Origin of the sequence: Enterobacter cloacae complex sp. P29RS (genome assembly GCF_014893445.1) — a bacterium.
GTDB lineage: Bacteria > Pseudomonadota > Gammaproteobacteria > Enterobacterales > Enterobacteriaceae > Enterobacter > Enterobacter intestinihominis.
In genome coordinates this window covers 78471-101983 of the sequence record NZ_JADBPZ010000018.1, presented here as the reverse complement: position 1 = coordinate 101983, position 23513 = coordinate 78471, and the positions used below count along the sequence as shown (strand labels likewise).

The window sequence follows — 23513 nt, the reverse complement described above, 5'->3', positions numbered from 1 at the left end:
GGGTTGAGCGCCGGGTGGCGGCTGCGCCTTACCCGGCCTACATCACATGTTTAACGCTTCCGCACATCCGGAATAATCAAATCCCCACGCAGAACGTAGGACCCGAGCATCTGCGTTTTCGCCGTCAGCCAGCTCACGATGCGCGCCGCCATGGCGTCCATGGAATACTCAATGGCCGGGATCACCGGAATACCCGGCAGATGCAGCGAACCGCCGAGGCTGAAGACCATGATGTCTTCCGGTACCGATTTATTAAACGCCTGTAACTGCGGGATCACCCGCTGGGCTTCCTGCTCGTCTGCCACCAGCAGCGCGTTGAAGTTCAGCGTGGACGCGTTGTTGAGTAATTCCTGAAGCGCAACGGACGATGAAGTCGCGTCCATAAACACGAGGTTGCGATTAAAGGGCAGGAAGTTTTTCTCCAGCGCATGTTTGTAACCCAGCAGCACCTGATCGGCAAAGCCGCTGCCGTGCGGGTGGATCAGTGCTATCTGGCGACGCCCCTGGCTGGTGAGATAGTTGCAGGCCGTTTCAGCCGCGAACGCGTGATCGAACTGAATGCTGTTGGCGTTATCGGCTTCCATACAGTCGACCAGAATGACGTTGTCCATGTCCACGTCCAGCGGGAAACGCGCGCCAATCACCAGAATGTCATCACATAAGCCGCAGGAGAGTTCTTCAAGGGCGTTCATCACTTCTGTTTTCGTGTGTGCGAAACGCAGCAGCAGATGTTTTTGATGCTGGCTGAGGTGTTTTTCCAGCGCGTACAGGTAACCGGTGGTCTGGTTAATGTTCTCCTGCGCGCAAATCACCCCAATGCAGCCCGTCGACTGGCTGAGCAGCGACTGGGCGATCACGTTGGGACGATAGTTCAGCTCATCCACCGCTCTCAGAACAGCCTGTCGGCTGGCTTCTTTAACGCCACGCGACCCGCTCAACACCCGTGATACCGTGGCTTTGGACACCCCGGCCAGACGCGATACATCGTTGATTGTAGACATCTTTCTCCCCTGTCAGACGCAACTGGCGTCTGTAATTTCCATCACCGCTACGGCTCACATTATAGCCAGAACGGAGTATATCCGTTTCCGTTTTCCATGGAAACCGATTTTCCGTTTCCACTCAATTTGATGTCAAAACAGCCAAATTATGTGACCCACATCCGGTTAATTAGCGTCATAAGTAGTGGATATTGATGGTTGTCACACTTCTGTCTTTTATGAATGGAAACCGGTTTCCGTATCATGTCCAATCATCATCGCAATAACTTTTTACATTTTGAGGATGGTCGTCGATGTTCAAGATTATGCTGTGCTGCTCTGCCGGGATGTCCACCAGCCTGCTGGTCAGCAAAATGATCGATGTTGCAAAAGAACGGGGCTTGCCCGTGAAGATAGATGCGTATGGCGTATCCGAATTTGATACGCAGTTTCCGCACTATCAGGTGGTGCTTCTCGGACCGCAAGTGAAATACATGTTAAAGACGCTCTCAGACAAGGCAGCGACGCAAGGCATACCGGTGCAGCCCATCGACATGATGGATTACGGCATGCAGCGTGGCGATAAAGTACTGGACTATGCTCTGTCGCTCATCGAAGCGGCACACTAAAAGGTGTTCACATGAGTTCGTTATATCAATCCATGGTCGCGGTGATTGAACAGTCAATTACGCCGCTGGCCGCGAAGCTCGGTCAGCAAAAGTATGTGATTGCCATCCGCGACGGCTTTACCGCCGCGCTGCCGTTTATGATCATCGGCTCGTTTATGCTGGTGTTTATCTTCCCGCCGTTTTCGGCGGATACCACCAACAGCTTCGCCCGCGGCTGGCTGGATTTCTCCGAGACCTACCGCGAACAGCTGATGCTGCCCTTTAACCTCAGCATGGGCGTCATGACCTTCTTCATCTCGGTGGGGATTGGGGCGAGCCTGGGACGTCAGTTTAACCTCGATCCGGTGATGTCCGGTCTGCTGGCCTTTATGGCCTTCCTGCTGGTCGCCGCGCCGTATGCCGACGGCAAAATTTCGACGCAGTATCTGTCGGGTCAGGGCATCTTCACTGCGCTTATCACCGCGATCTACTCCACCCGTGTGTACGCGTGGCTGAAGCAGAACAACGTCACCATCCGCCTGCCGAAAGAGGTGCCGACCGGCGTGGCGCGTTCGTTTGAGATCCTGATCCCGGTGATGGTGGTGATTGGTACCCTACATCCGCTGAACCTGTTCATTGAAGCGCAGACCGGGATGATCATCCCGCAGGCGATTATGCACCTGCTGGAGCCGCTGGTGTCTGCGTCTGACTCGCTGCCCGCGATTCTGCTCTCCGTTCTGCTGTGCCAGATCTTCTGGTTTGCCGGTATCCACGGGTCGCTGATTGTCACCGGCATCATGAACCCGTTCTGGATGGCGAACCTCTCTGCAAACCAGGCGGCGCTGGCGGCGGGCGCGGCGCTGCCGCACGTTTATCTGCAAGGTTTCTGGGATCACTACCTGCTGATTGGCGGCGTAGGCTCGACCCTGCCGCTGGCGTTCCTGCTGCTGCGCAGCCGCGCCACTCACCTGCGCACCATCGGCAAAATGGGCGTTGTGCCAAGCTTCTTTAACATCAACGAACCGATTCTGTTCGGCGCGCCGATCATCATGAACCCGATGCTGTTTATCCCGTTCGTGTTTGTTCCGCTGGTCAATGCCTGCCTGGCGTACGGCGCAACCAAACTCGGCTGGCTGGCCCAGGTGGTTTCGTTAACCCCGTGGACCACGCCCGCGCCGATTGGCGCCTCGTGGGCGGCGAACTGGGCGCTGAGCCCGGTGGTGATGTGCCTGGTCTGCATGGTGATGTCCGCCCTGATGTACCTGCCATTCCTGCGCGCCTATGAGCGTACGCTCATCAAAAATGAAGAGCAGAAAGCCCAGGCAACCGTCGGCACCGCTGAAACAGTTAGCAATTAAGTCAAAGAGGAAGGGTCATGAAATACGCATTTCCCGATAACTTCTGGTGGGGCAGCGCAAGCTCCGCTCTCCAGACGGAAGGGACACGAGAGGGTGAAACCACGTGGGACTACTGGTTTGCCCGCGAGCCGAACCGTTTTCACAACGGCGTGGGACCGCAGCACACCTCCACGTTTTATCAGCACTGGAAAACGGACATTCAGCTGTTGAAGCAGCTGAACCACAACAGCTTTCGCACCTCGATTAGCTGGGCGCGCCTGATCCCCGACGGTATCGGTGAAGTGAACCCGGACGCGGTCGATTTTTATAATCAGGTCATTGATGAGCTAAATGAACAGGGCATCACGCCGTTTATCACCCTGTTCCATTTCGACATGCCGATGGCGATGCAGGAGATAGGCGGCTGGGAAAACCGTGACGTAGTGGACGCCTACGCCCGCTATGCGCAGATCTGCTTCGAGCTGTTTGGCGACCGCGTGCTGCACTGGTTTACCTTCAACGAGCCGATCGTGCCGGTGGAAGGCGGTTATCTGTACGATTTCCATTACCCGAACGTGGTGGATTTTCGTCGGGCGGCGACCGTGGCATATCACACGGTGCTGGCCCATGCGAAGGCCGTTCAGGCTTACCGCGCCGGGCATTACGCGGGGGAGATCGGCATCGTGCTGAACCTGACGCCGTCATACCCGCGTTCGCAGAACCCGGCGGACGTGAAGGCGGCGCATATCGCGGATCTGATGTTTAACCGCAGCTTCCTCGACCCGGTGCTGCGCGGGGAGTATCCGGCCGACCTGGTGGCATTGCTGAAATCTTACGATCAGCTACCCGCCTGCAAGCCGGAAGACGGTTTCCTGATTGCGGAAGGGAAAATCGACCTGCTCGGCGTTAACTACTATCAACCGCGCCGCGTGAAGTGTCGCGACAGCGCGGTGAACCCGCAGGCGCCGTTTATGCCGGAGTGGTTCTTTGATAGCTACGAGATGCCGGGCCGTAAGATGAACCCGTACCGCGGCTGGGAAATCTACGAGCCGGGTATTTACGATATTCTGGTTAACCTGCGCGACAATTACGGTAACCCCCGCTGTTTTATTTCTGAAAACGGGATGGGTGTCGAAAACGAGCAGCGCTTTATTGAAAACGGTCAGATAAACGATCGGTACCGCATCGAATTTATTTCTGAGCATTTAGCGTGGCTGCATAAAGGTATTAGCGAAGGCTGCAATTGTCTGGGCTACCATATGTGGACGTTTATTGATAACTGGTCGTGGTGCAATGCCTATAAAAACCGCTACGGTTTTATTCAGCTCGATTTGGAGACGCAGCAGCGCACCATTAAAAAAAGCGGAGAGTGGTTTGCCGCTACCGCCTTAAATAATTGCTTTGATAAAGAGTAAAAATGATGATCGCATTAGAAGAAGCCGTAATGGAAATTATCGTCAACGCCGGTCAGTCCCGCAGCCTGTGCTTCGAAGCGCTGCATGCGGCGCGCCAGGGCAACCTTGACGAAGCCAAAAGCCTGCTGCGTGAAGCCGATGGCTACGCGCGCCAGGCACACAAGATGCAGACCAAACTGATCGAGCAGGACGCGGGCGAAGCCCGCCAGCCGATGACCTTAATTATGGTGCACGCGCAGGATCATTTAATGAATTCGCTATTAGCGCGTGAATTATCTGAAGAGATTATTCATTTATATCAGAGATAGTCTATGGCGAAATAATTTAATGTAATACCTCTGTACCTAAAACTAGAAATCCACTTGTTCTGATGATAGCGACATATTCTGTCAGATCGGAGCGGGATGGTTATTGTCTGAATAAAATTAAACTATATTGAGATAACCATGAATACGATTAAAAAACTTCCATTAACCATGGCGGTTATCGCCGCGCTTTGTCCAATTTCCGTGCTCGCGCAAGAATTTACGCAGGAGCAAATTGACGCCATTGTGGCGAAAGCGGTGGATAAAGCCCTGGCCGAGCGTCAGGCGAAAATGGATGCGGCGGTCGCGAAAAAAGCGGACGTCATCACCGAGCCGCAGAGCGCAGCGCAATCCCCGGACATGGCGATTCCGTTTGGCATCAAATTTACCGGCTACGCCCGCTACGGCGCGCACTTCCAGGCCGCTGACCAGAAGTATGTGGCGGTGGACGGCTCCTACAACGGCGCGTCCGCGATTGGTCGTCTGGGTAACGAAGGCAACGGCGGGGAATTCCAGCTCTCCAAGGCCTTCAAGGGTGATAACGGCGCCATCTGGGACATCAACGTGATGATCGACCACTGGGGCGACGAAGTTAACCTCAAAAAAGCCTACGCCGGGGTGACCAACATTATGGCCTCCAACCCGAACGCCTACTTCTGGGCCGGTCGTGACTTCCACCAGCGTCCGCAGCAGGGCATCAACGATTACTTCTGGATGAACCACGATGGCCAGGGCGCCGGGGTGAAGAACTTCGACATCGGCGGCGTGCAGTTCGACGTGGCTGCCGTGGCGGCGGTGGAATCCTGTAGCCCGGAAGTGATGGAAGATGAAGCCAACCCGTCGCGCATCACCTGTACCGGCGGCTCCGGCACGGGTGACAAGGGCAACTACGCTGCCACCTCAAAAATCCACGGCATGAAGCTCGGCCCGATCGACCTGGAGCTGTACGCCAACTACGGTTTTGACTCCAAAGCCGTTGAGAGCGACGAGCGTCTGAACGCCTGGCAGGGCGGCGTGGTGCTGAGCCACACCAACGACAGCGGTGTGAACAAGGTGATCGCCCGCTACTCCGATAATTCGGACAACAGCGTGTTCAATAAAACCGAAGACCTGACCACGGTCTACGCCAGCTTCGAAGGGCTGTATAAATTCACCCAGGCCACGCAGGTGGAGTACATCCTCGCCTTCCACGACTATGACAACAGCCGTGATGACACCGATAACCGTAAGAACTACAACGCCATCGTGCGCCCGATGCACTGGTGGAACGACGTTCACTCCACCTGGCTGGAAGCGGGCTGGCAGCACGTAGATTACGACAACGGCGGCGACAACAAGGGCTGGAAGCTGACCCTGTCGCAGAACATGTCTATCGCCATGGGGCCGGAGTTCCGTCCGATGCTGCGCTTCTACGTGACCGGCGGCAAAGTGGACAACGAACGCACCGCGCGCGTGAACAACACCAAAGACGAAACGCTCGATGACTTCAACGTCGGCGCGATGTGGGAGGCGTGGTTCTAAGGTCAACAACATGCCGGGTGGCGCTACGCTTACCCGGCCTACGGTTTTCCCCCTCTCCCCGTGGGAGAGGGCCGGGGTGAGGGCATCATGCCGCACACAACCATGCTATGCTGTTGGCCAATTAACGACAACATAACAGGGGAGAACATGGGTTCCACACGCAAAGGGATGCTCAACGTCCTGATCGCCGCCGTTTTATGGGGCAGTTCCGGGGTTTGCGCGCAGTACATCATGGAGAAAAGCCACATTTCTTCACCTTACCTGACCATGGTTCGCCTGCTGTTTACCGGCGTGATCCTGCTGACGCTCTCCTTCGTTCACGGCGACAAGATTTTCTCGGTCATCAAAAACCGCAAGGACGCCCTCAGCCTGCTGTTTTTCTCGCTGGTTGGCGCGCTCACCGTGCAGCTCACCTTCCTGCTGACGATTGAAAAATCCAACGCCGCTACGGCCACCGTGCTTCAGTTCCTGTCGCCAACCATCATCGTGGCGTGGTTCGCCCTGGCGCGGAAGAAGCGTCCCGGCATGTTTGTCCTGTCGGCGATTTTGACATCGCTTGTGGGTACCTTCCTGCTGGTGACCCACGGCGACCCGACGTCGCTCTCCATCTCGCCTGCCGCACTGTTCTTCGGTATCGCCTCGGCGTTTGCTGCGGCGTTTTACACCACCTATCCATCAACGCTTATCGCCCGCTACGGCACGCTGCCGATTGTCGGCTGGAGTATGTTGATTGCGGGACTAATGCTGACGCCGTTCTACGCCGGACGCGGCACCACCTTCGCCATTGACGGCGGCCTGCTGCTGGCGTTTTTCTACCTGGTGGTGATTGGCACCGCGCTGACGTTCAGCCTGTATCTGAAGGGCGCGCAGATGATCGGCGGGCCGAAGGCAAGCATTTTGAGCTGCGCCGAACCCCTGAGCAGCGCGCTGCTGTCGGTGGTTTTGCTGGGGGTGGCATTCACCCTGCCGGACTGGCTGGGAACGCTGCTGATTGTGTCGTCGGTGGTGTTGATTTCGATGGATTCACGCAGAAGGGTTAAGGCATCGGCTTAAGCGAATGTCCCCTCACCCCGGCCCTCTCCCCAAAGGGGCGAGGGTGAAAAGACAGCACCGAGCAGTCCCCTCTCCCCTATGGGGAGAGGGTTAGGGTGAGGGGGAAAATTGACTACTTCGCCTTAACCTTCCCCGCCACCAGCAGCGCGGTCAGCAGCATCAGCGTACCGGAGATCACCAGCGGTGACGTCAGCCCCAGATGGTCGAGCGCTACGCCGCCCACCGCCGCGCCGCAGGTGTTCGCCAGCTGGATCACCGCCACCTGAATCGACCCGGCTTTTTCCGCCTGATCGGCAAGCGAGCGGGTGATCCACGTCGACCAGCCCACCGGCACCAGCGCAAAGGCAAAGCCCCAGACAATCGCAATCGCCGATGCGACCCACTTGTCGCTGCCCCACAGCACCAGCACCGCGGCACTGATCGCCAGCACCAGCGGCGCACCCGCCAGCGCCACCTTCAGGGAGCGCTTCAGGAACTGAGACGACAGTGAGGTGCCGACGAAGCTGGCGATACCGAAGCTCAGCAGCACCAGCGTCAGGCCATCCACGTCAAAGCCCGCCATGGTCATATACACCGGGCGAATATAGGTAAAGAAGGCAAACTGCCCGGCAAAGGCCATGAAGATGGCGGTCATCCCCGCCAGCACGCCCGGACGCTTGAGCAGCGCGAACATGTTCTGTTTGTGGTGCGCCGCTTCACCCGGCAGAGACGGTAGCGCTTTCCACACCCAGATAATGCACAGCACGCCCATCACTGCCGCCGCGTTAAAGACGTTACGCCAGCCGATAATCCCACCAAGGAAGCTGCCCAGCGGCGCGGCAATCACCAGCGCAATAGAGACCGCGCCGAAGATAACGGACAGCGCTTTTGGCACGGTGCGCGCGGGCACCAGGCGCATGGTCAGCGAGGCCGACATCGCCCAGAAGCCGCCTAACCCCAGCCCCAGGCAGGCGCGACCCAGCAGCAGCAGGGTGAAGCTTTCAGCGAAAGAGACCAGCAGGCAGGAGAGCGTCAGCAGCACGCTGAACAGGATGACCACTTTACGACGGTCAATGGTGCCAATCGCCTGGGTGATAAACAGGCTGGCGAACATCGCCACAAAGGCGGTGACGGTAACGGACTGCCCCGCCACGCCTTCGGAAATGCCCAGATCCTGCGCCATCGGCGTCAGCAGGCTGACCGGCAGAAACTCAACGGTGATCAGGCAGGCGACGCAGAACGCCACGGAGAAAACCGCCGACCAGTTGGGGCGAGACACCTCTTTGGCCTGCGGCGGAGTCGTGGGCTGGATATGTTCTGTCATGGCATCACCTGAGATAAAAACGTGCGGAAAAGTCGCGCAGTTTATCATCAAAAGTGTGACGAATTTAACGATTTGACAACTTTTGCCGTTTTTAAAGATTCGGAAGACAGATCGGCGGTCACTGATACCTTTTCAGCATAACGAAAATGAAAATTCAGTAACCACAATTGAGGTGAAACAATCATAGCGTCTGAAAAGGAGAAACTATGAAAACACGTACTTTATCTCAAAATCTTACCGTCAGTGCCGTCGGCTACGGTGCCATGGGTCTGAGTGAATTTTATGGCCAGACTAATGACAAAGCCTCACTACAGGTATTGCATAGCCTTATCGATCTAAATGTGACGTTTATTGATACCGCAAATTTATATGGTCGTGGTCATAATGAAAGACTGATTGGTCATTTTCTTGCCGGTCTGGATAAAAGCACTCGTGAGCAGTTTAAAATCGCCACGAAGTGCGGCATCGATCGCTCTCCTGACGAGTCCTACGCCCGCACTATCAACAATACGCCTGATTATATCATCCGCTGCTGTAATGAGTCCCTAAAGCGGCTTGGCGTGGAACGAATCGACCTCTTTTATCTTCACAGAGTGAGCAACGCAACCCCGATCGAAGAGAGTATGGATTGTCTGCGCACCCTTGTTAAAGAGGGCAAGATCAACCACATCGGCCTTTGCGAAGTGTCGGCTTCAACGCTGCAACGGGCTCATGCGGTGCATCCGGTCACCGCATTGCAAACAGAATATTCTCTGTGGACACGAGACATCGAGGAAAACATTTTGCCGGTCGTGAAAGCGCTAGGTATTGGCCTGGTGCCCTACTCACCTCTTGGCAGAGGCTTCCTGACGGGAAAATACCTGAACAACAACGATTTTGCAGAAGGTGATTTCCGCAAGAATAACGAACGATTTGTTCAGTCCAGCCTCGATCATAATCGCCAGTTGCTCGATATCATTACCCCACTGGCGACAAAGTACGGCTGTACCGCAGGTCAGATTGCGCTTGCCTGGCTGTTAGCACAATACGATCGGCTGGTTCCCATTCCGGGTACTAAGCACGTCAACTATCTGGCCGAAAACGCGCGCGCTGCCGATACTGTGCTTGAGAAGAGCGATATCGAATCGTTGAACAACCTTCATCGCCGGGTAGCGATTAAAGGCGATCGTTATTCTGCCGAGGGTATGAAGGGCGTGAATGCCTGATACAGCATCTTGAAAATAAAAAACCGGGTTTCCCCGGTTTTTTTATATTCACAGATACGCCGTTAGCGATAAACGCTCAACGCGACGCCTTCCCCGCCGCCAACGCACAGTGCGGCAACGCCACGCCTGGCATCATTACGGATCAGGGAATGAACCAGCGTCACCAAAATTCGGCAGCCAGATGCACCTATCGCATGCCCAAGCGCGATTGCCCCGCCGTATGGATTGATACGATCCGGAGAAATCCCGGTCTGCTGAATCACGGCCAGCGCCTGGGCGGCAAACGCTTCGTTGGATTCAAGATGATCGACATCCTCAGGCTTCCATCCCGAGCGGGAAAGACAGTCGGCAATGGCCTGAATCGGGGCTGCACCCATTAATGCCGGCTGGATACCGGAATTGGAAAATACGCCCAGCGATGCCAGAACCGGCAAGCCACGCGCTTCGGCAGTCTCACGCGTACAAAGCAGGACCGCAGCGGCACCGTCATTCAACGATGAAGCATTTCCCGCCGTCACCGTACCCTCTTTTCGGAAGACAGGCTTCAGTTTCGTCAATTTTTCGATACTGGTTGCACGGGGTCCTTCATCCCTCTCCACGCTTATCGTTTCACCTTTTCGCGTCTGCCACTCAACAGGGATAATTTCACGCTCGAAAATGCCACGCGCCTGCGCTTCAAGCGCATTGTGGTGAGAGACAAGGGCATATTCATCCTGCATTTCGCGGCTGATACCAAACTCCGTCGCAACATTCTCTGCGGTGATACCCATGTGATAATCGTTGAAGGCATCCCAGAGCCCGTCAGAAACCAGGCTATCTTTGAGAGTAATATTACCCAGCCGCGTTCCGCTACGCGACGTCGTGGCGATATGCGGCGCGTTGGACATACTCTCCTGACCACCGGCGATAACAAACTCAGCTTCACCCGTCTTCAGCGCCTGCATGCCAAGATGGACCGCCTTAAGCCCGGACCCGCACACTTTGTTTACCGTCAGGCATTGCGTATCTACGGGCAATCCAGCATTCAGTGCCGACTGTCGGGCCGGGTTCTGGCCGCACCCCGCAGTAAGAACCTGTCCCATAATGACCTGAGAGATATGACTGGCTTCTACGCCAGATTCTTTCAGGAGCGCCTGAATGACGCGGCTTCCCAGGTCAGAGGCTGAATGCTCCGCAAGCGCGCCCTGAAATGCGCCCGTCGCCGTGCGGCGGGCTGCAATAATAACAATCTCGCTCATGCGTCACTTCCCTTCAGTCCTGGCAAGGTATGGCCCGTCGCGGCCATTGCCGCGCGGTATGCAGTAAGACCATTCATGCAGGCGGGAACGCCAGCATATACCGCCATCTGTATCACAATTTCAAGCAGCTCTTCCGGCGTCACGCCGGTATTGAGCGCGCCTCTCATATGCAGTTCTAGCTGCGGCATGGCATTACCCAGCGTCACAAGCGAGGCGACGGTCAACATTTCGCGCGTTTTGAGATCCAGTCCCGGACGACCCACCACATCCCCGAACGCATAGTCGGTAATCAGGGCGGGCAGCCCCGGGTCCAGCTCGCTCAGGCGGCGGGTGACTTTATCCGCGAGCCCCGCTTCAAGACGGTCCATAATCTCTCTGCCATAACGCGTGCGGTCATTAATTTGACTCATAAGATTTCTCCATACGGGATTGTTTTGCGGTCAACGTTGCCGGAATAACCGCGACAAGCAGAACGGACAGACCGATGGCCGTACCGGCGACGATATACAGGAGCGGCATTGAAAATGATGAAACCATCCAGGCACCGACTGACGCACCGATACCAATGGCGGTATTGAAAAACGAAACGTAGATTGCGGAGGCCGGGAAGGCTTTATCCTCTGCCATACGTAAAACCCACGTCTGGAAACCGACAAATATTCCTGATACGGCGACACCCCAGATAACCATACTTGTGAAGATCAACGCAGCAGAGAGCGAGGAACCAGACAGGCCCAGGAACAACAGCACTGCACAGATTAGCAGTACAGACAAAGAGACCGTCAGCTTGAGATACTTATCAATCAACACGCCGGTCAGGAAATTACCTGCAAGTCCCGCGATGCCGTAAACAAAAAGCACAGCAGGAATAATGGTGGTGGACAGTGAACTCTGCGTGTGTAGCCAGGGTTCAATGTACGTAAAGGCGGCAAAGTGAGCTGTCACAGCCAGCAAGGTTGCTGAGTAGATTTTCCATAATGTTGATGATTTCAGCACGCCTTTAAGCGCATCCAGCCCGAGCGCGCTTTTGCTGGTAATCCGGGGAACAAGAACGCTAATACCCACAAAGGCAATTACGCTCAGCGCGGCCATCAGCCAAAATGCCTGACGCCAGCCGAAGTGAATACCAATATAGTTGGATACCGGTACGCCAAAAACGCTTGCTGCGGAAACACCACCAAATACGATTGACGTCGCGGCCCCTATATATCTGGCAGGGACCATAGCCACCGCCGTCGCGCCGATCATCGCCCAGAATGCGCCGTGAGCGAGCGCACCCAGTACGCGGGCGCTAAGCAGCATGCTATAGACGTTTACCGTCGCAGCCATAACGTTAGAGACCAGAAGCACCACGGTGAGCACAAGTAAAAGCCGCTTTCTGGACACATTTCCTAAACAGACGGAGGCAAACAGCGCACTCAACGCCCCCACCCAAGCATAAAGCGACACGGTCATGCCCACCGCAGATTCCGAAGACTGTAGCCCCTCTGCGATTGGCGTTAATAATCCGACTGGCGCCAGTTCGGTGGTGACAATAGTAAAGGTTGAAATAGCCAGAATGAATAAAGCAAGCCATGACCTTAACGTCATATTTTGCGGAGAGAGTTCTGAAGTCATACTACTTACCTCAATAAGGATTTAAATAATGTGCCAATTTTTTTCAGTTGCATATCTGGTAAGCGCGGAATGCTTTCCCACACACACGGGATGGCCAGTGGCTTCAAGCATTGGAATATCCGAAAGATCGTCGCCGTAGGCATAACAATCCGCGGGGTTAATCTCTTTATCATCGCAAAAGGCTAAAAGCGCGTCTTTTTTACCTGTTCCAATTGTTTGAGGCAGGCCGATTTCACCCGTCAACTCACCTGCGTCATTTATTATCACCGGCGCACAGAGTACTTCCGTTACCCCAAGATATTTTGCAATAGGTGAAAGAATCGGAAGCATAGAGCCCGATATAAATACGGTATAAATGTTCTGATTCTGATGTTTTTTAAGGGCTGAAACAGCACTCTCAATAAAAAACTCGCTTTCCAGCTTACGCCTGAACCACTTCTCACCCATTTCTTCCAGATAACGACAAGACACACCTTTAAACTGGCGATAATATTCTCGGTTCAGAGTCTCCCTTAGCACACCGTTTTTTACGTCGGCGCGAAAACGAGACATATAGCGTTGAAGACGATCGTTTTGATTATTTTCCCTGCACCAGAAATCATAGAAATCAAACATGCTTTTAATATTTATAAGCGTTTCATCAACATCAAAAAAAGCGGCATGTTTACGCAAACTTTATTCCTCGTAGTTTTTTCTTCGACTCTTAACAGGAAAATCTTTATCCTTCCCAGACACGCCTGCATCCGCCCAGCGGGAAGGGGCAATTTCAGAAACCACCACGGAAATTTTATCGAGCGGCGCACCCGTATTTTTGTGAACGGCAAATGTAATATCTTCCTGGAGTCTGATGATTTGATTTTCATCTTTCGCAGGCCAGGTCATAACATGAACAAATGGCATACTTTTCTCACTCTATAGTTGTAAATTCATCGAAGGAACGGCCTTTGAGTTTTAATTGGGCATGGATATCGCCACCAAGACCGTAAAAGCCAATTGCACCGCCGTAGCTCTGACGCGAGCTCATATAAAGTACGACTACGTTAATAATTCTGTTTCCTTTCCTCGCCGGAGCCGGAAAAGGATCGGTCAACTCTGCCCAATATTCGGCATTACCTTCGCTATCGGTTATAAATACGTTGGGTATTCCCAGCGGACCTGGCCTGCTCGGATCCTCCGAGGCTAGATCGTTTTCCCTGAGACTCATCACGGTGTAAACGCTATCCGGAACAAGGCTCCGGAACGAAAACGTGAACCTGGCTCGTTTCTTATCTTCGGACAATGTGACCTCAAAGGTGCCCTCTGCCTCTAGCCAGGCAGCGAGGGTCACTGGCTCGATCTCTCGCTTTCCATCGCTGCTTCGATAATCCGCGATATAGCCTTCATGAAGTGGCAGGCCAGGCCTTATTTCATTATTGGCCTGCGGCCGCTGTTCTGGGGAGAAAATCATCCGATAGTTGTTCATCGGAATGGGTAAAGGAAGAGTATGAAGAATGATGTCCTTCAACGCGTCCTGAGTCATCTTTTTCAGATCGCACAGAATGTTATAGGGTGCGACTTCCCCAAATGCCGGAAGCGGGCTGTCCGGAGAGACAATGACGCTTCGCCACTGCAGTCCATTATCTCCTGGCACCATGCCAACCACGACAAAATTACCCTTCCCGTCCATGACCTCCGCAGGGGGGTAAAGCGGCCCCTGCGTGGTAGCAGCCAGACGGTATTTCTGGCTACGCAATTCAGGCATGCGTTACCCCCTGAGTCACCCCTTGCTGCTCAACAATGGTCGCCTGCATGGCAACCTCAGCCAGAGATTTCTCTCTCTCTGTAATCAGGGCGGAAGGATAAACGGTGAACGAGACATCCATTGTCGCGCAAAGCGTTTGGTGCTGAGTGACGCGAACCTGAGCCTTGAAACGCCCCCGGCGGTCGTTAATATCTTTTTCAAGAAATTCAAAGTGGACCAGCGCCGGTAAAGGGAACAGGAAACTGGCGAAATTGATTGCCATGCTGTTAATGACGTAATAGCGTCCGCTTTCCTGTTGGTAAATAAATTCTTCGGTGACGCCAATAAAGGCCTGTCGGCTGGCTTCAACCAGGAGCATTCCCTGAATATGCTGCCCCGTCTGATGATCCGCCATCAATTCGCAACGCTCATCGATTAACAGCGGCATCGCATAAAGATCGTGGTTATGCTCAGCTTGTTCCGCAGGTCCTATAAGTACATTCTGTTCCAGTCTTTTATGGCAATAAGCATTTTTTTTGTCGCTAACCAGTTTTTCCAGAGAGCATATTTTCAACTTATTACCATGGATCGCATTTCTTGCCTGATTTGAAATTACCTTTCCAGCAAAATCCTTGCGCACGCCCTGCCCAACAATAATTTCATGTTCTTTATCAATGATATTCGCAGGGATTTGAGTCAATAATTCTAGCTGAGATATAGTCAGTACATCTTTACCATTGGCAAATTCATTAAATTTATCGCCAACAACTACCAACTTTTTACAGTTCATTCATTGTCCCTCAACAACAGCAAGCACGATAGATACGTGTATAAAGGCCGTCGTTACCGCCAGTAATGAAGTTATCGCCGGCCTGTTGAATAATTTCCTGATAACGCGCATTGGTAAATGCTTCTTTATATGCTGATTTATCGCCGTTGAATGAGGAGATAAACATTACACCCGGAACACCGCTGATCAGTGAATGAAACGCTTCGAAACTTTCAATCTTATCTTTGTTATCTCTTACAACATTAAAAATGGTTTCATCGCGCCACTGACGGTACTGCTGATAGTTATGCGCAGGCACTTCGACGTGTCGGAGTTGAATATAATTTGATTCTGGCAAGCTATTTTTATTATCAATTGGGGATTCAACAAACTTAAGCAGTTCGCGACGGATATCGGCAGAAAGAACCTCAGAGAAACGATGGAACATGGATTCCATTTCATTCTCAACCCATGCAATCTCTTTAATATCATTGAATGCGCGTAATTCCAACAACTCATTAACGCCGTTTTCTTCACAGGTATAGTAGCGAACGGTTTCACTGCTTTTTAAGGAAGTAAATTCTTTTTCAGAAAAAGTGTTTTTTAATGGGAAGCGTGATACCAGTACATATTTAGACGACATAATTACTCCGAGTATTGATTAAGTGAGGATTCGGATAGAAATTTATCAATACAGGAAACTATTGGAATTGTTAAATTTGTAATATATTTTTTGTATTACTGTTAAAACGGGTTTTGCTGCCAGCATTAAGCGTGTAATATCGAAATGGAAAAAGACGAAATACCTTTTCGCACTTAGGACCCACGTATGGCTACAGCAGAACATTTAATCAGCAATAACCTGCCCAGTATCAAACAATTACAATGCTTTCTCGCTGTTGCACATGAACTGAACTTTCGTAAGGCTGCCGAACGTCTGCGCATGACTCAACCGCCTCTGACGCGTCAGATAAAATGTCTTGAAGCGGTGTTGAAACGTCAGTTGTTCAGTCGCAGCACGCATGACGTTAGCCTTACTGAAGCAGGTCGAGCGTTGGTCGTTCAGGCAGAAAAAATACTCAAAGACATCAGCAGCTTAAAAGAAGACCCTCACTCTTCAGAAACGAGTCTGCGCATCGGTCTCACGCGCACGCTTAATTTTGAATATATTGAACCTGTAAATACCCAGCTTCAAAAAATGAACGCCGGAGATGACGTTGAAACGCCCGACCTGACGTCAGCACAGCTGCTGCAAAGCTTGTCTAAAAATATGCTGGATCTGGTGCTGACCGGGGAAAAAGGGACGGGTCATGAAGACATTGTTCAATACCGCTGGGTATGCCAGGAACCGTTGCTCATCGCAATGCCTTCTTTACATCCTGCCAGTCTGAAAGAGAAAGTCTCGCTGCAAGACATTAGCGATCTTCCACTTTTTTGGTTTTCGAGAAGCGCTAATCCGTCATTCTATGACAAATGCGAAAGCTACTTTGACACGCTGAAAACGCCGCTGAAGCGTATTAAAGAGCCGGATGATTCCCTCGTGATGCTAAGCCGTATCGCAAGAGGGAAAGGGTTTGCGCTGCTGCCTCAGTCAAAATGCACCTTCAATCAGGAGGGACTATGCTATCGCGAACTAACGGACGATGAGGCAAAGAGATTAAATATTGATATCTATGCTGCAACTCGCCTCAATGAAAACAGAGAGGAGATCCTGAACGCTCAGAATATCTTGTGCGCCAAAAAGGCTTAATGCAGATAAAACACACCTTCTTCCGGCAGAAATAGCTGGTTATAGCGCAGCTGGAAGGCGTTCAGCTCCTGCGGATCGGGCTCCATTTCGCGCATAAAGCCAAGTGCCAGTCGAATTTGCGCATCGGTAATGGGTGCGGCAAGGCGGGCTTTACGCAGCATACGGTGCCAGGTATGCAGATTCTCTTCACTGCCGTCGACAATGCAGACCTGCCAGATGAGCAGCACCTGCGCCGCATTTTGCAGATGTGCCTCGTCGGGGCGCTCGAGGTAGCGGATAAACTCATTGCCCGGCGTTTTACCGAACTGATCGATCATCGACTCGACCGGCATCGGGGTGATGCCCAGCCGCTCGCTTAAACGTTTGATGGCGCGGCGGGAGTCTGAGGTCAGGACACGAAATCCAACCACAAATACCACGGCAAGCGTTGCCAGCATTATCCAGACCATGCGTTCTCCTTAGACTAGCCGCCCATCATAGCGGGAAACGCAGCGCGTCAACAGCGGGAACGGCCAGAATAGTGAACCGAAAAAAGCTGGATAATTGCGATGAAAGCAATCCCGCGCAGGCGTGGCTGCGCGGGCTGTTGCTGGAGACCCGTCAGCGCGCCTGAAGCCCTTTCAGCAGCGCGTCGTGGAAACGTTCAGGATCCTGCATCTGCGGCGCGTGGCCCATGTCGTTAAACTCGACCAGCGTCGCGTGCGGAATGCGCTTCGCCGTCTCTTTGCCCAGCACCGCGTAATTGCCGAGCGTCTTGCGGATCTCCGGTGGGGCGAGATCTTTCCCGATGGCGGTATTGTCCTTCGTACCGATCATCAATAATACCGGCATCTTCAGCTCGCTAAATTCATAGACAACCGGCTGGGTATAAATCATGTCGTAGAGCAGCGCCGAGTTCCACGCCACGCGCGCTTTACCCGGCCCGTTGTTCAGCCCGGCGAGCATGGTGACCCAGCGCTCGTACTCCGGCTTCCACTCCCCGGCGTAGTAGGTGTTTTTCTCGTACTGACGAATACCGTCGGCGCTGACTTTCAGCTCGCGCTGGTACCACTGGTCGACCGTAATATGCGGCACGCCGCGCGCTTTCCAGTCTTCCAGACCAATCGGGTTCACCATCACCAGCTGCTCCACCAGCTGCGGCCACATCAACGCATAGCGGGTTGCCAGCATGCCGCCGGTCGAATGTCCTATAACCGTCACGCGCTCGACGCCCAGCGTTTTAAGCAGCGCGTGGGTGTTATCCGCCAGCTGCTGGAAGGTGTACTGGTAATGCTCCGGCTTGGTGGATTTACAAAAACCAATCTGGTCAGGGGCGATCACGCGATACCCACCGGCCGACAGCGCGCGGATAGTGCCGTCCCAGGTGCCAGCACAGAAGTTTTTGCCGTGCATCAGCACCACGGTGCGGCCGTTGGGTTTTTCCGGTTTCACGTCCAGGTAAGCCATATCCAGAGGCTGGTTCTGCGAGGTAAAGGTAAAGTGTTTTACCGGCCAGCCGTAGTCAAAACCTTCCAGCTTCTCGCCGTAGGTGGGGGCATCCGCGGCCATTGCGGGGGACGCGAGCGCCATCAGCAGCGCAAGGCAGGACAATCGTCGGGTTAACATGCAAGCTCTCCGTTAGCAAAAGGGCTAAGGCTGCACGAAAGGCGGCAGCAAAAACACTGTAGAGCATAGAGAGGAGCGAGTGTGTAAAGCGGAGTAAAGGTAGGCCGTGCAAAATAAAAAAGCCCGGCATCACACACCGGGCAAAGAAGTTACCTGCACACTCAGGCTGCTTTTAATTTCTGCGCACGATTCTCACGGCGGATCTTACGCTCTTCCAGCACCGCAACCATCGCCATCAGGACGATACAGCCAATCGCGGCGGCATCCAGCGCGGCGAAGGTGCCCGCCCAGCCGGTAAGGCCGAAAATCGGCGTGCCGTCGGCGATCATCCCCAGACCCAGCTTGGCGAAGCTGTCGCCGATCAGGTAGGCGAAGGTGCCCTTAATCCCATCGGCGGCGCCGATCGCTTTTTTCGGGACGAAGCCCACTGCCGCCACACCGATCAGTAATTGCGGACCAAACACCAGGAAGCCGAGCGCGAACAGGGACGCCAGGTAAATGTACTGGTTGCTGGCGTGCTGGTAGACGCCAAGGGTGGCGATAATCAGTGCCAGCGCGACGCAGGCCACCAGCGCGCGGCGGCCATTGGCGAGGTCGGAGAGCCATCCCCACAGCAGCGTGCCGACCAGCGCGCCCACTTCAAACAGGGTGAAGCCCTGAATCGCCACTTCTTTAGAAAGCTTCAGCTCCTGGAAGGCATACACTGTGGACCACTGGTCGATACCAATGCGCACCACGTACAGGAAGATGTTCGAGAAACAGAGCAGCCAAATCACTTTGTTTTTCAGCACGTACTCAACAAAGATCTGCCATTTGGACATCTCGTTTTCTTCGGTCTCTTTGTCCTCTTCGCTGATCTCTTCCCCGAACAGCTCTTCGGCTTTGCCGAGGCCGTACGATTCCGGGGAATCGCTGCCGTAGCGCAGGCCGATAAAGCCAACAATCAGGGCAATAATCGACGGGAAGATAAACATGCCGATGACGTGACCGTCGAACAGGTAGTTCGCGCCGAACAGCGCCACGCCTGCCGCACCCGCTCCGCCGAGGTTGTGGGAGATGTTCCACATGCCGAGGTACGACCCCCGCTTGCGGCGCGGCGTCCATTTGGTGATGGTGGAGTAGCTGCACGACCCGCCGGTGCTCTGGAAGAAACCGCTCAGGGCGTAAAAGGCGATCATCAGGAACAGGCTGACGGAGCCCGCGCCCATGCTGGCGCTGAAGCCGAGCATACAGATGGCAGAGAGGATCAGCATAAACGGCAGGAACTGCTTGGTGTTTTTGCCGTCCGCATAGTAGGAAACGACAGTTTTCCCCACGCCATAGGTGATGGAGAAGCCCAGGCCAATCATCCCCAACTGCGTCATGCTCAGCCCGTAGGTGGAGATCATGTCGTTCTGCGCGATGTTAAAGTTTTTGCGGATCAGGTACATAGTCAGGTAGCCGATGAAGACCACCAGATAGGACTGCATGAACGGTTTGAACCACATTTTGCGCCGCACGTCGAGCGGCAGATCCAGGGTCGGCTTGCGCACCTGATTTAAGAAGGCCAGCATGACTGAGTTACTCCTGAGCTGATTTTTGCAGCATTGTAAAAACCAGCCAGGAGAGATGCCTGAGACAGCGTCCAGGTGAAACCGGGAAAATTTCTTAGTTTTGCGCGACTCGGCAGCAAAAGGTGAGGCGCGTCACGCTTCGCGCGGTGCCTGCGCGTGCAAAAACGGCAGCAACAGCAGGGCGGAGATGCCCGCCGCGATGGCGATCACCGCGAAGAACCCGCTCCAGTGCCAGATGTCGATCACCCGCGCCAGCGGCCAGCCGGAGAGCGATGCGCCGAGGTAGGCAAACAGCCCGACAAAGCCCGTCGCCGCGCCTGCCGCCTCTTTGTGGGAGCACTCTGCCGCCGCCATGCCGATCAGCATCTGCGGGCCAAAGACGAAAAAACCGATGGTGAAGAAGCACGCCGCCTGCATCACGTAGCTGGCGAACGGCATCAGCCACAGCGAGCCGACGGAGAGCAAAATTCCGGCGGCGAAAATCAGGTTCATCGGCCCGCGGTTGCCGTTGAAGAGCTTGTCCGAGCCCCAGCCCGCCACCAGCGCGCCGATAAACCCGCCCAGTTCAAACATGGTCACTGCCGAGTTGGCGGTCACCAGATCCACACTGAGCGTCTCGGACATGTACAGGTTGCCCCAGTCGTTGATGGCCGCGCGCACCACGTAGACCAGCACGTAGCAGAGCGACAGCAGCCAGATGTAGGGGTTTTTCAGTACGTATTTGGTGAGGATCTGCTGGCGGGACAGCCCGGCCCCCTCCTGCTGCTGGGCGATCTCCATCTCGTCGTGCCGCCAGTCGCCCACCGGTGGAAGGCCGACGGTTTGCGGCCTGTCGCGCAGGCGCCAGCAGAGGAACAGCCCGGCGACAATCGCGAGGCCACCGGCAATCATCATCCCCGCACGCCAGCCGTAGTGCAGCGCGGCAGCCCCCACCACCATCGGGATCAGCGCTCCGCCGACGTTATGCGCGGTGTTCCAGACGGCCCACCAACCGCCGCGCTCATTGCGTGAGTACCAGGCGGTCAGCAGACGGGCGCAGACCGGCGCGCCCCAGCCCTGGAAAAAGGCGTTCAGCGCCCACAGCAGGGCGAAGGCCCACAGCGACGTCGAGAAGCCAAACAGGATGTTCACCACGCCGGTGGCGATCAGCCCAACGCCCATGAAATAGCGCGCATTGGAGCGGTCGCTGACGATGCCGGAGAAGAACTTCGACAGACCGTAGGTGATGTAAAACAGCGTCGCCAGCAGGCCGATGTCGGTGCGCGTCATCACGCCGCTGGCGAGGATCTCCGGCGCGGCGGCGTTGAAGCTTTTGCGGGTGAAGTAGAACAGCGCGTAGCCGAGCCAGATAGTGACCAGGATATGACGTCGCCAGTAGCGATAGCGGGCGTCGATTTCCGCTTTGTTGCCTAACGGGGCGGCGCTGGCGGGGGTTTTAAACATGGTGCGTCCTTAACGGCAAACTGACGCTGACGCGCGTCCCGTGGGTGCAGGAGATCGTCAGCGTGCCGCCGAGCGCCTTCACGCGCTCGCGCATGCCCGCCAGGCCAAAGCCCTGCTGGCCGGAGCCCGGCGGTAGGCCGCAGCCGTCGTCTTCAATCACCAGCATCAGGCGCTCGTCCTGCTGCCAGCCCTGGATCGTGACCGCGCTGGCACTGGCGTGTTTGACGATGTTGTTCAGCCCCTCCTGACAGACGCGGAACAGCGTCACGCGCTGACCTTCGCTCAGGGTAGCTTCATTGATGCGCCAGTCGAGATGGCTGACTATCCCGCGGCTTTCCAGCTCCATCTCGCGCATCAGGGAACGCACCGCCTGCTCCAGGGACAGATCGTCAAGCTGGCGCGGGCGCAGCCGCCCTAACAGGCGGCGAACGGAGTCATAGACACCCAGCGAAAGCTGTTCGATATGCGCCCCGCCCTGCTTCACACCCGCGTTTTCTGCCGCCAGGCGCTGGACAATGCCCGCCTGGGTGCGGATGGCAGTGATGGTCTGGCCGATGTCATCGTGCAGCTCGCGGGCAACCTCCTGGCGCACGCTCTCTTCCGTCTCCAGCAGACGCTCCGCCAGACGGCGGTTGCGCGCCAGCTCGGCTTGCAGAGACTGGTTCAGCTCGCGCAGGCGCTGGATGCCCGCCCCCAGCAGCAGCCCGGTCAGGCTCTGGGCCAGCAGCGAGAGCAACAGATCTACCGGATGATCGTGCCAGGTCTGGCTGGCGATCAGCGCGATGGCGTTCATTAGGGTCGCGATCAGCGCCCCCTGCCAGCCGTAGTGCCAGGCGAGGGCGATGATCGGCAGCGCCAGACAAAACGGCGTGAAGCGTGATAATTCAGCGGGCAGACCAAGCTGCAACCACAGGCTCACCACAAACAGCAGCAGATACCAGATCAGGTGCCGGGCGCGCCAGTTCACCGGCTGGGAGACCAGCGCCGGGCCGAGCGGCTGCCAGACGGTGCTGGTAAGGTAATGCCAGAAAACCAGGCAGGTCGGTGCCAGCGTCAGGCCGCCGGTGAGGGTCAGCAGCAGGGCGTTGAGCACCTCCTTTTCGCCCACCCACGGCAGGGACTGCAACAGCGCGGCGGCAATCAGCGCCGCCCCCTGACGCAGCAGCGTGCGCCAGTCGCGCTGGTGACGGTAGCGGGAAATCAGGGCGACCGGGATAAGCGTGAGCAGGCTTCCGGTCATCAATAAGGGCAGATGCGCCAGCGCCACTTCCTGCGCCAGCCAGATCAGCATCAGCCACTCTGCGCCCAGCAAAACGGGCCAGTATCCGCGCGGGCACTGAAGCATCAGTCCCAGACGCAGGCCAAAGGGGAAAAGCAGCACCGCCAGCTCCGGGCGTTCCACCAGATGCAGGCTGATGCTCCACAGGCAGAACCATGCGGCGGAGAAGATAAAAAAGCTGGCGACGACGGCGATCAGCCGTGAAAAAACGGGACTCATTGCCAGCTGTCAAACATACGGCGCGCCAGCTCGACATCGTTACTGACGTTGAGTTTTTCCATCAGGTTGGCGCGATGAACATGCACGGTTTTCGGGGACAGATCCAGCTCCGCGGCAATCTCTTTCACCGACATGCCCTGGGCAAGTTTCTCTGCCACCTGACGCTCGCGTCTGGTGAGCGGATCCTGCCGTCCCGCCGCCAGCTTGATGGCGATATCCGGCGTCAGGTAGCAGCCGCCGGTGGAGACGGTGCGCACGGCGGCAATCAGCTCGTCGGGGCTACAGCGTTTAGAGAGGAAGCCGCGCGCGCCCGCGTTGAGCGCCTGCTCGACCAGCGCCGGGCTGTCGTGGACGGAGAGCATAATGGTCGCCATCCCTTTCGGCAGCTGGCTTAACAGCTCCAGCCCGGAGAGATCCGGCATTGAGATGTCGCAGATACAGACCTGCACCCCGCGTCCCGGCAGGCCCGCCAGCGCCTCGCGACCGGAGCCAAACTCGGCCACGACCTGAAAATCCGGTTCGAGGTTTAAAAGCTGGGCAAAGCCGGAGCGGACGATAAGGTGGTCGTCGATAAGGGCGATGGTGGTCATGGT

At 55.3% G+C, this 23513-nt stretch carries 24 protein-coding genes; 8 read left to right on the top strand and 16 right to left on the bottom strand.

Annotated elements, in window-relative coordinates; genetic code table 11:
- Positions 1–50: 50 nt before the first annotated feature.
- Positions 51–1001: a LacI family DNA-binding transcriptional regulator gene (locus IM282_RS14840; protein WP_022646566.1), complete on the bottom strand. Its 951-nt coding sequence runs from the start codon at positions 999–1001 to the stop codon at positions 51–53.
- Positions 1002–1294: 293 nt separating this feature from the next.
- Between IM282_RS14840 and IM282_RS14835 the strand changes: the two genes are divergently transcribed.
- From IM282_RS14835 to IM282_RS14810, 6 genes are all read left to right on the top strand, one after another.
- Positions 1295–1609 carry a PTS sugar transporter subunit IIB gene (locus tag IM282_RS14835; protein ID WP_003861034.1) on the top strand — a complete coding sequence of 105 codons (315 nt, stop codon included), beginning with the start codon at positions 1295–1297 and terminating at the stop codon, positions 1607–1609.
- 11 nt (positions 1610–1620) lie between these two features.
- Positions 1621–2946: a PTS sugar transporter subunit IIC gene (locus IM282_RS14830; protein WP_022646565.1), complete on the top strand. Its 1326-nt coding sequence runs from the start codon at positions 1621–1623 to the stop codon at positions 2944–2946.
- A gap of 17 nt (positions 2947–2963) precedes the next feature.
- The gene (locus tag IM282_RS14825; RefSeq protein ID WP_063148195.1) at positions 2964–4340 is read left to right on the top strand and encodes a glycoside hydrolase family 1 protein; all 1377 of its coding nucleotides are present in this window, start codon (positions 2964–2966) and stop codon (positions 4338–4340) included.
- Between the two features lie 5 nt (positions 4341–4345).
- Positions 4346–4648: a PTS lactose/cellobiose transporter subunit IIA gene (locus IM282_RS14820; protein ID WP_014168006.1), complete on the top strand. Its 303-nt coding sequence runs from the start codon at positions 4346–4348 to the stop codon at positions 4646–4648.
- A gap of 138 nt (positions 4649–4786) precedes the next feature.
- Positions 4787–6166, top strand: coding sequence for a carbohydrate porin (locus tag IM282_RS14815; protein ID WP_022646562.1), 1380 nt, complete (start codon positions 4787–4789; stop codon positions 6164–6166).
- Positions 6167–6313: 147 nt separating this feature from the next.
- Entirely contained in the window at positions 6314–7219 is a 906-nt protein-coding gene (locus IM282_RS14810) for an EamA family transporter (protein ID WP_023298973.1), read from the top strand.
- Positions 7220–7331: 112 nt separating this feature from the next.
- Here the strand turns inward: IM282_RS14810 and nepI are convergent, their stop codons facing one another.
- Positions 7332–8522 carry a purine ribonucleoside efflux pump NepI gene (gene nepI, locus IM282_RS14805; RefSeq protein ID WP_023298972.1) on the bottom strand — a complete coding sequence of 397 codons (1191 nt, stop codon included), beginning with the start codon at positions 8520–8522 and terminating at the stop codon, positions 7332–7334.
- Positions 8523–8728: 206 nt separating this feature from the next.
- On the opposite strand from nepI, the gene IM282_RS14800 reads away from it, so the two are divergent.
- On the top strand, positions 8729–9727 hold the full coding sequence (locus tag IM282_RS14800) for an aldo/keto reductase (protein ID WP_045308246.1): 999 nt from the start codon (positions 8729–8731) through the stop codon (positions 9725–9727).
- A gap of 62 nt (positions 9728–9789) precedes the next feature.
- Here IM282_RS14800 and IM282_RS14795 read toward each other — a convergent pair whose 3' ends face one another.
- Genes IM282_RS14795 through IM282_RS14760 form a run of 8 tightly spaced genes read right to left on the bottom strand, consistent with a single transcriptional unit; the run spans position 9790 to position 15714 of the window.
- Positions 9790–10965 carry an acetyl-CoA C-acetyltransferase gene (locus IM282_RS14795; RefSeq protein WP_045308247.1) on the bottom strand — a complete coding sequence of 392 codons (1176 nt, stop codon included), beginning with the start codon at positions 10963–10965 and terminating at the stop codon, positions 9790–9792.
- Entirely contained in the window at positions 10962–11375 is a 414-nt protein-coding gene (locus IM282_RS14790) for a carboxymuconolactone decarboxylase family protein (RefSeq protein WP_028014973.1), read from the bottom strand. Before IM282_RS14790 ends, IM282_RS14795 begins: the two co-directional genes overlap by 4 nt.
- Positions 11362–12582 carry an MFS transporter gene (locus IM282_RS14785; protein WP_063148196.1) on the bottom strand — a complete coding sequence of 407 codons (1221 nt, stop codon included), beginning with the start codon at positions 12580–12582 and terminating at the stop codon, positions 11362–11364. The genes IM282_RS14790 and IM282_RS14785 overlap by 14 nt, the downstream gene beginning before the upstream one ends.
- 21 nt (positions 12583–12603) lie before the next feature.
- The gene (locus tag IM282_RS14780) at positions 12604–13254 is read right to left on the bottom strand and encodes an HAD family phosphatase (protein WP_192970519.1); all 651 of its coding nucleotides are present in this window, start codon (positions 13252–13254) and stop codon (positions 12604–12606) included.
- A 3-nt stretch (positions 13255–13257) separates the two neighbouring features.
- Positions 13258–13482 carry a 2-hydroxymuconate tautomerase gene (locus tag IM282_RS14775; RefSeq protein WP_045308251.1) on the bottom strand — a complete coding sequence of 75 codons (225 nt, stop codon included), beginning with the start codon at positions 13480–13482 and terminating at the stop codon, positions 13258–13260.
- A 7-nt stretch (positions 13483–13489) separates the two neighbouring features.
- Positions 13490–14323, bottom strand: coding sequence for a hypothetical protein (locus IM282_RS14770; RefSeq protein WP_045308252.1), 834 nt, complete (start codon positions 14321–14323; stop codon positions 13490–13492).
- Positions 14316–15092, bottom strand: coding sequence for an AfsA-related hotdog domain-containing protein (locus IM282_RS14765; protein ID WP_045308253.1), 777 nt, complete (start codon positions 15090–15092; stop codon positions 14316–14318). Before IM282_RS14765 ends, IM282_RS14770 begins: the two co-directional genes overlap by 8 nt.
- A 10-nt stretch (positions 15093–15102) precedes the next feature.
- Positions 15103–15714 (bottom strand): hypothetical protein, encoded by a 612-nt coding sequence (locus IM282_RS14760; RefSeq protein WP_045308254.1) that lies wholly within the window; start codon positions 15712–15714, stop codon positions 15103–15105.
- A gap of 186 nt (positions 15715–15900) precedes the next feature.
- Here IM282_RS14760 and IM282_RS14755 point away from each other — a divergent pair, with 186 nt between their 5' ends.
- Entirely contained in the window at positions 15901–16821 is a 921-nt protein-coding gene (locus tag IM282_RS14755) for a LysR family transcriptional regulator (RefSeq protein ID WP_045308255.1), read from the top strand.
- Here IM282_RS14755 and IM282_RS14750 read toward each other — a convergent pair.
- The 6 genes from IM282_RS14750 to uhpA form a co-directional block, all read right to left on the bottom strand.
- Positions 16818–17270: a DUF1198 domain-containing protein gene (locus tag IM282_RS14750; RefSeq protein WP_014830062.1), complete on the bottom strand. Its 453-nt coding sequence runs from the start codon at positions 17268–17270 to the stop codon at positions 16818–16820. The two genes, IM282_RS14755 and IM282_RS14750, sit on opposite strands and share 4 nt — an antisense overlap.
- A 151-nt stretch (positions 17271–17421) precedes the next feature.
- Positions 17422–18426 carry an alpha/beta fold hydrolase gene (locus IM282_RS14745; protein ID WP_063150650.1) on the bottom strand — a complete coding sequence of 335 codons (1005 nt, stop codon included), beginning with the start codon at positions 18424–18426 and terminating at the stop codon, positions 17422–17424.
- Between the two features lie 161 nt (positions 18427–18587).
- Complete coding sequence (gene uhpT, locus IM282_RS14740) at positions 18588–19979, bottom strand: hexose-6-phosphate:phosphate antiporter (RefSeq protein WP_022646558.1); 1392 nt, start codon at positions 19977–19979, stop codon at positions 18588–18590.
- 132 nt (positions 19980–20111) lie between these two features.
- Entirely contained in the window at positions 20112–21422 is a 1311-nt protein-coding gene (locus IM282_RS14735) for an MFS transporter (RefSeq protein WP_192970518.1), read from the bottom strand.
- Positions 21415–22920 (bottom strand): signal transduction histidine-protein kinase/phosphatase UhpB, encoded by a 1506-nt coding sequence (gene uhpB / locus IM282_RS14730; RefSeq protein ID WP_022646556.1) that lies wholly within the window; start codon positions 22918–22920, stop codon positions 21415–21417. Before uhpB ends, IM282_RS14735 begins: the two co-directional genes overlap by 8 nt.
- Positions 22917–23510 (bottom strand): transcriptional regulator UhpA, encoded by a 594-nt coding sequence (uhpA, locus tag IM282_RS14725; RefSeq protein ID WP_022646555.1) that lies wholly within the window; start codon positions 23508–23510, stop codon positions 22917–22919. Before uhpA ends, uhpB begins: the two co-directional genes overlap by 4 nt.
- Positions 23511–23513: the final 3 nt, after the last annotated feature.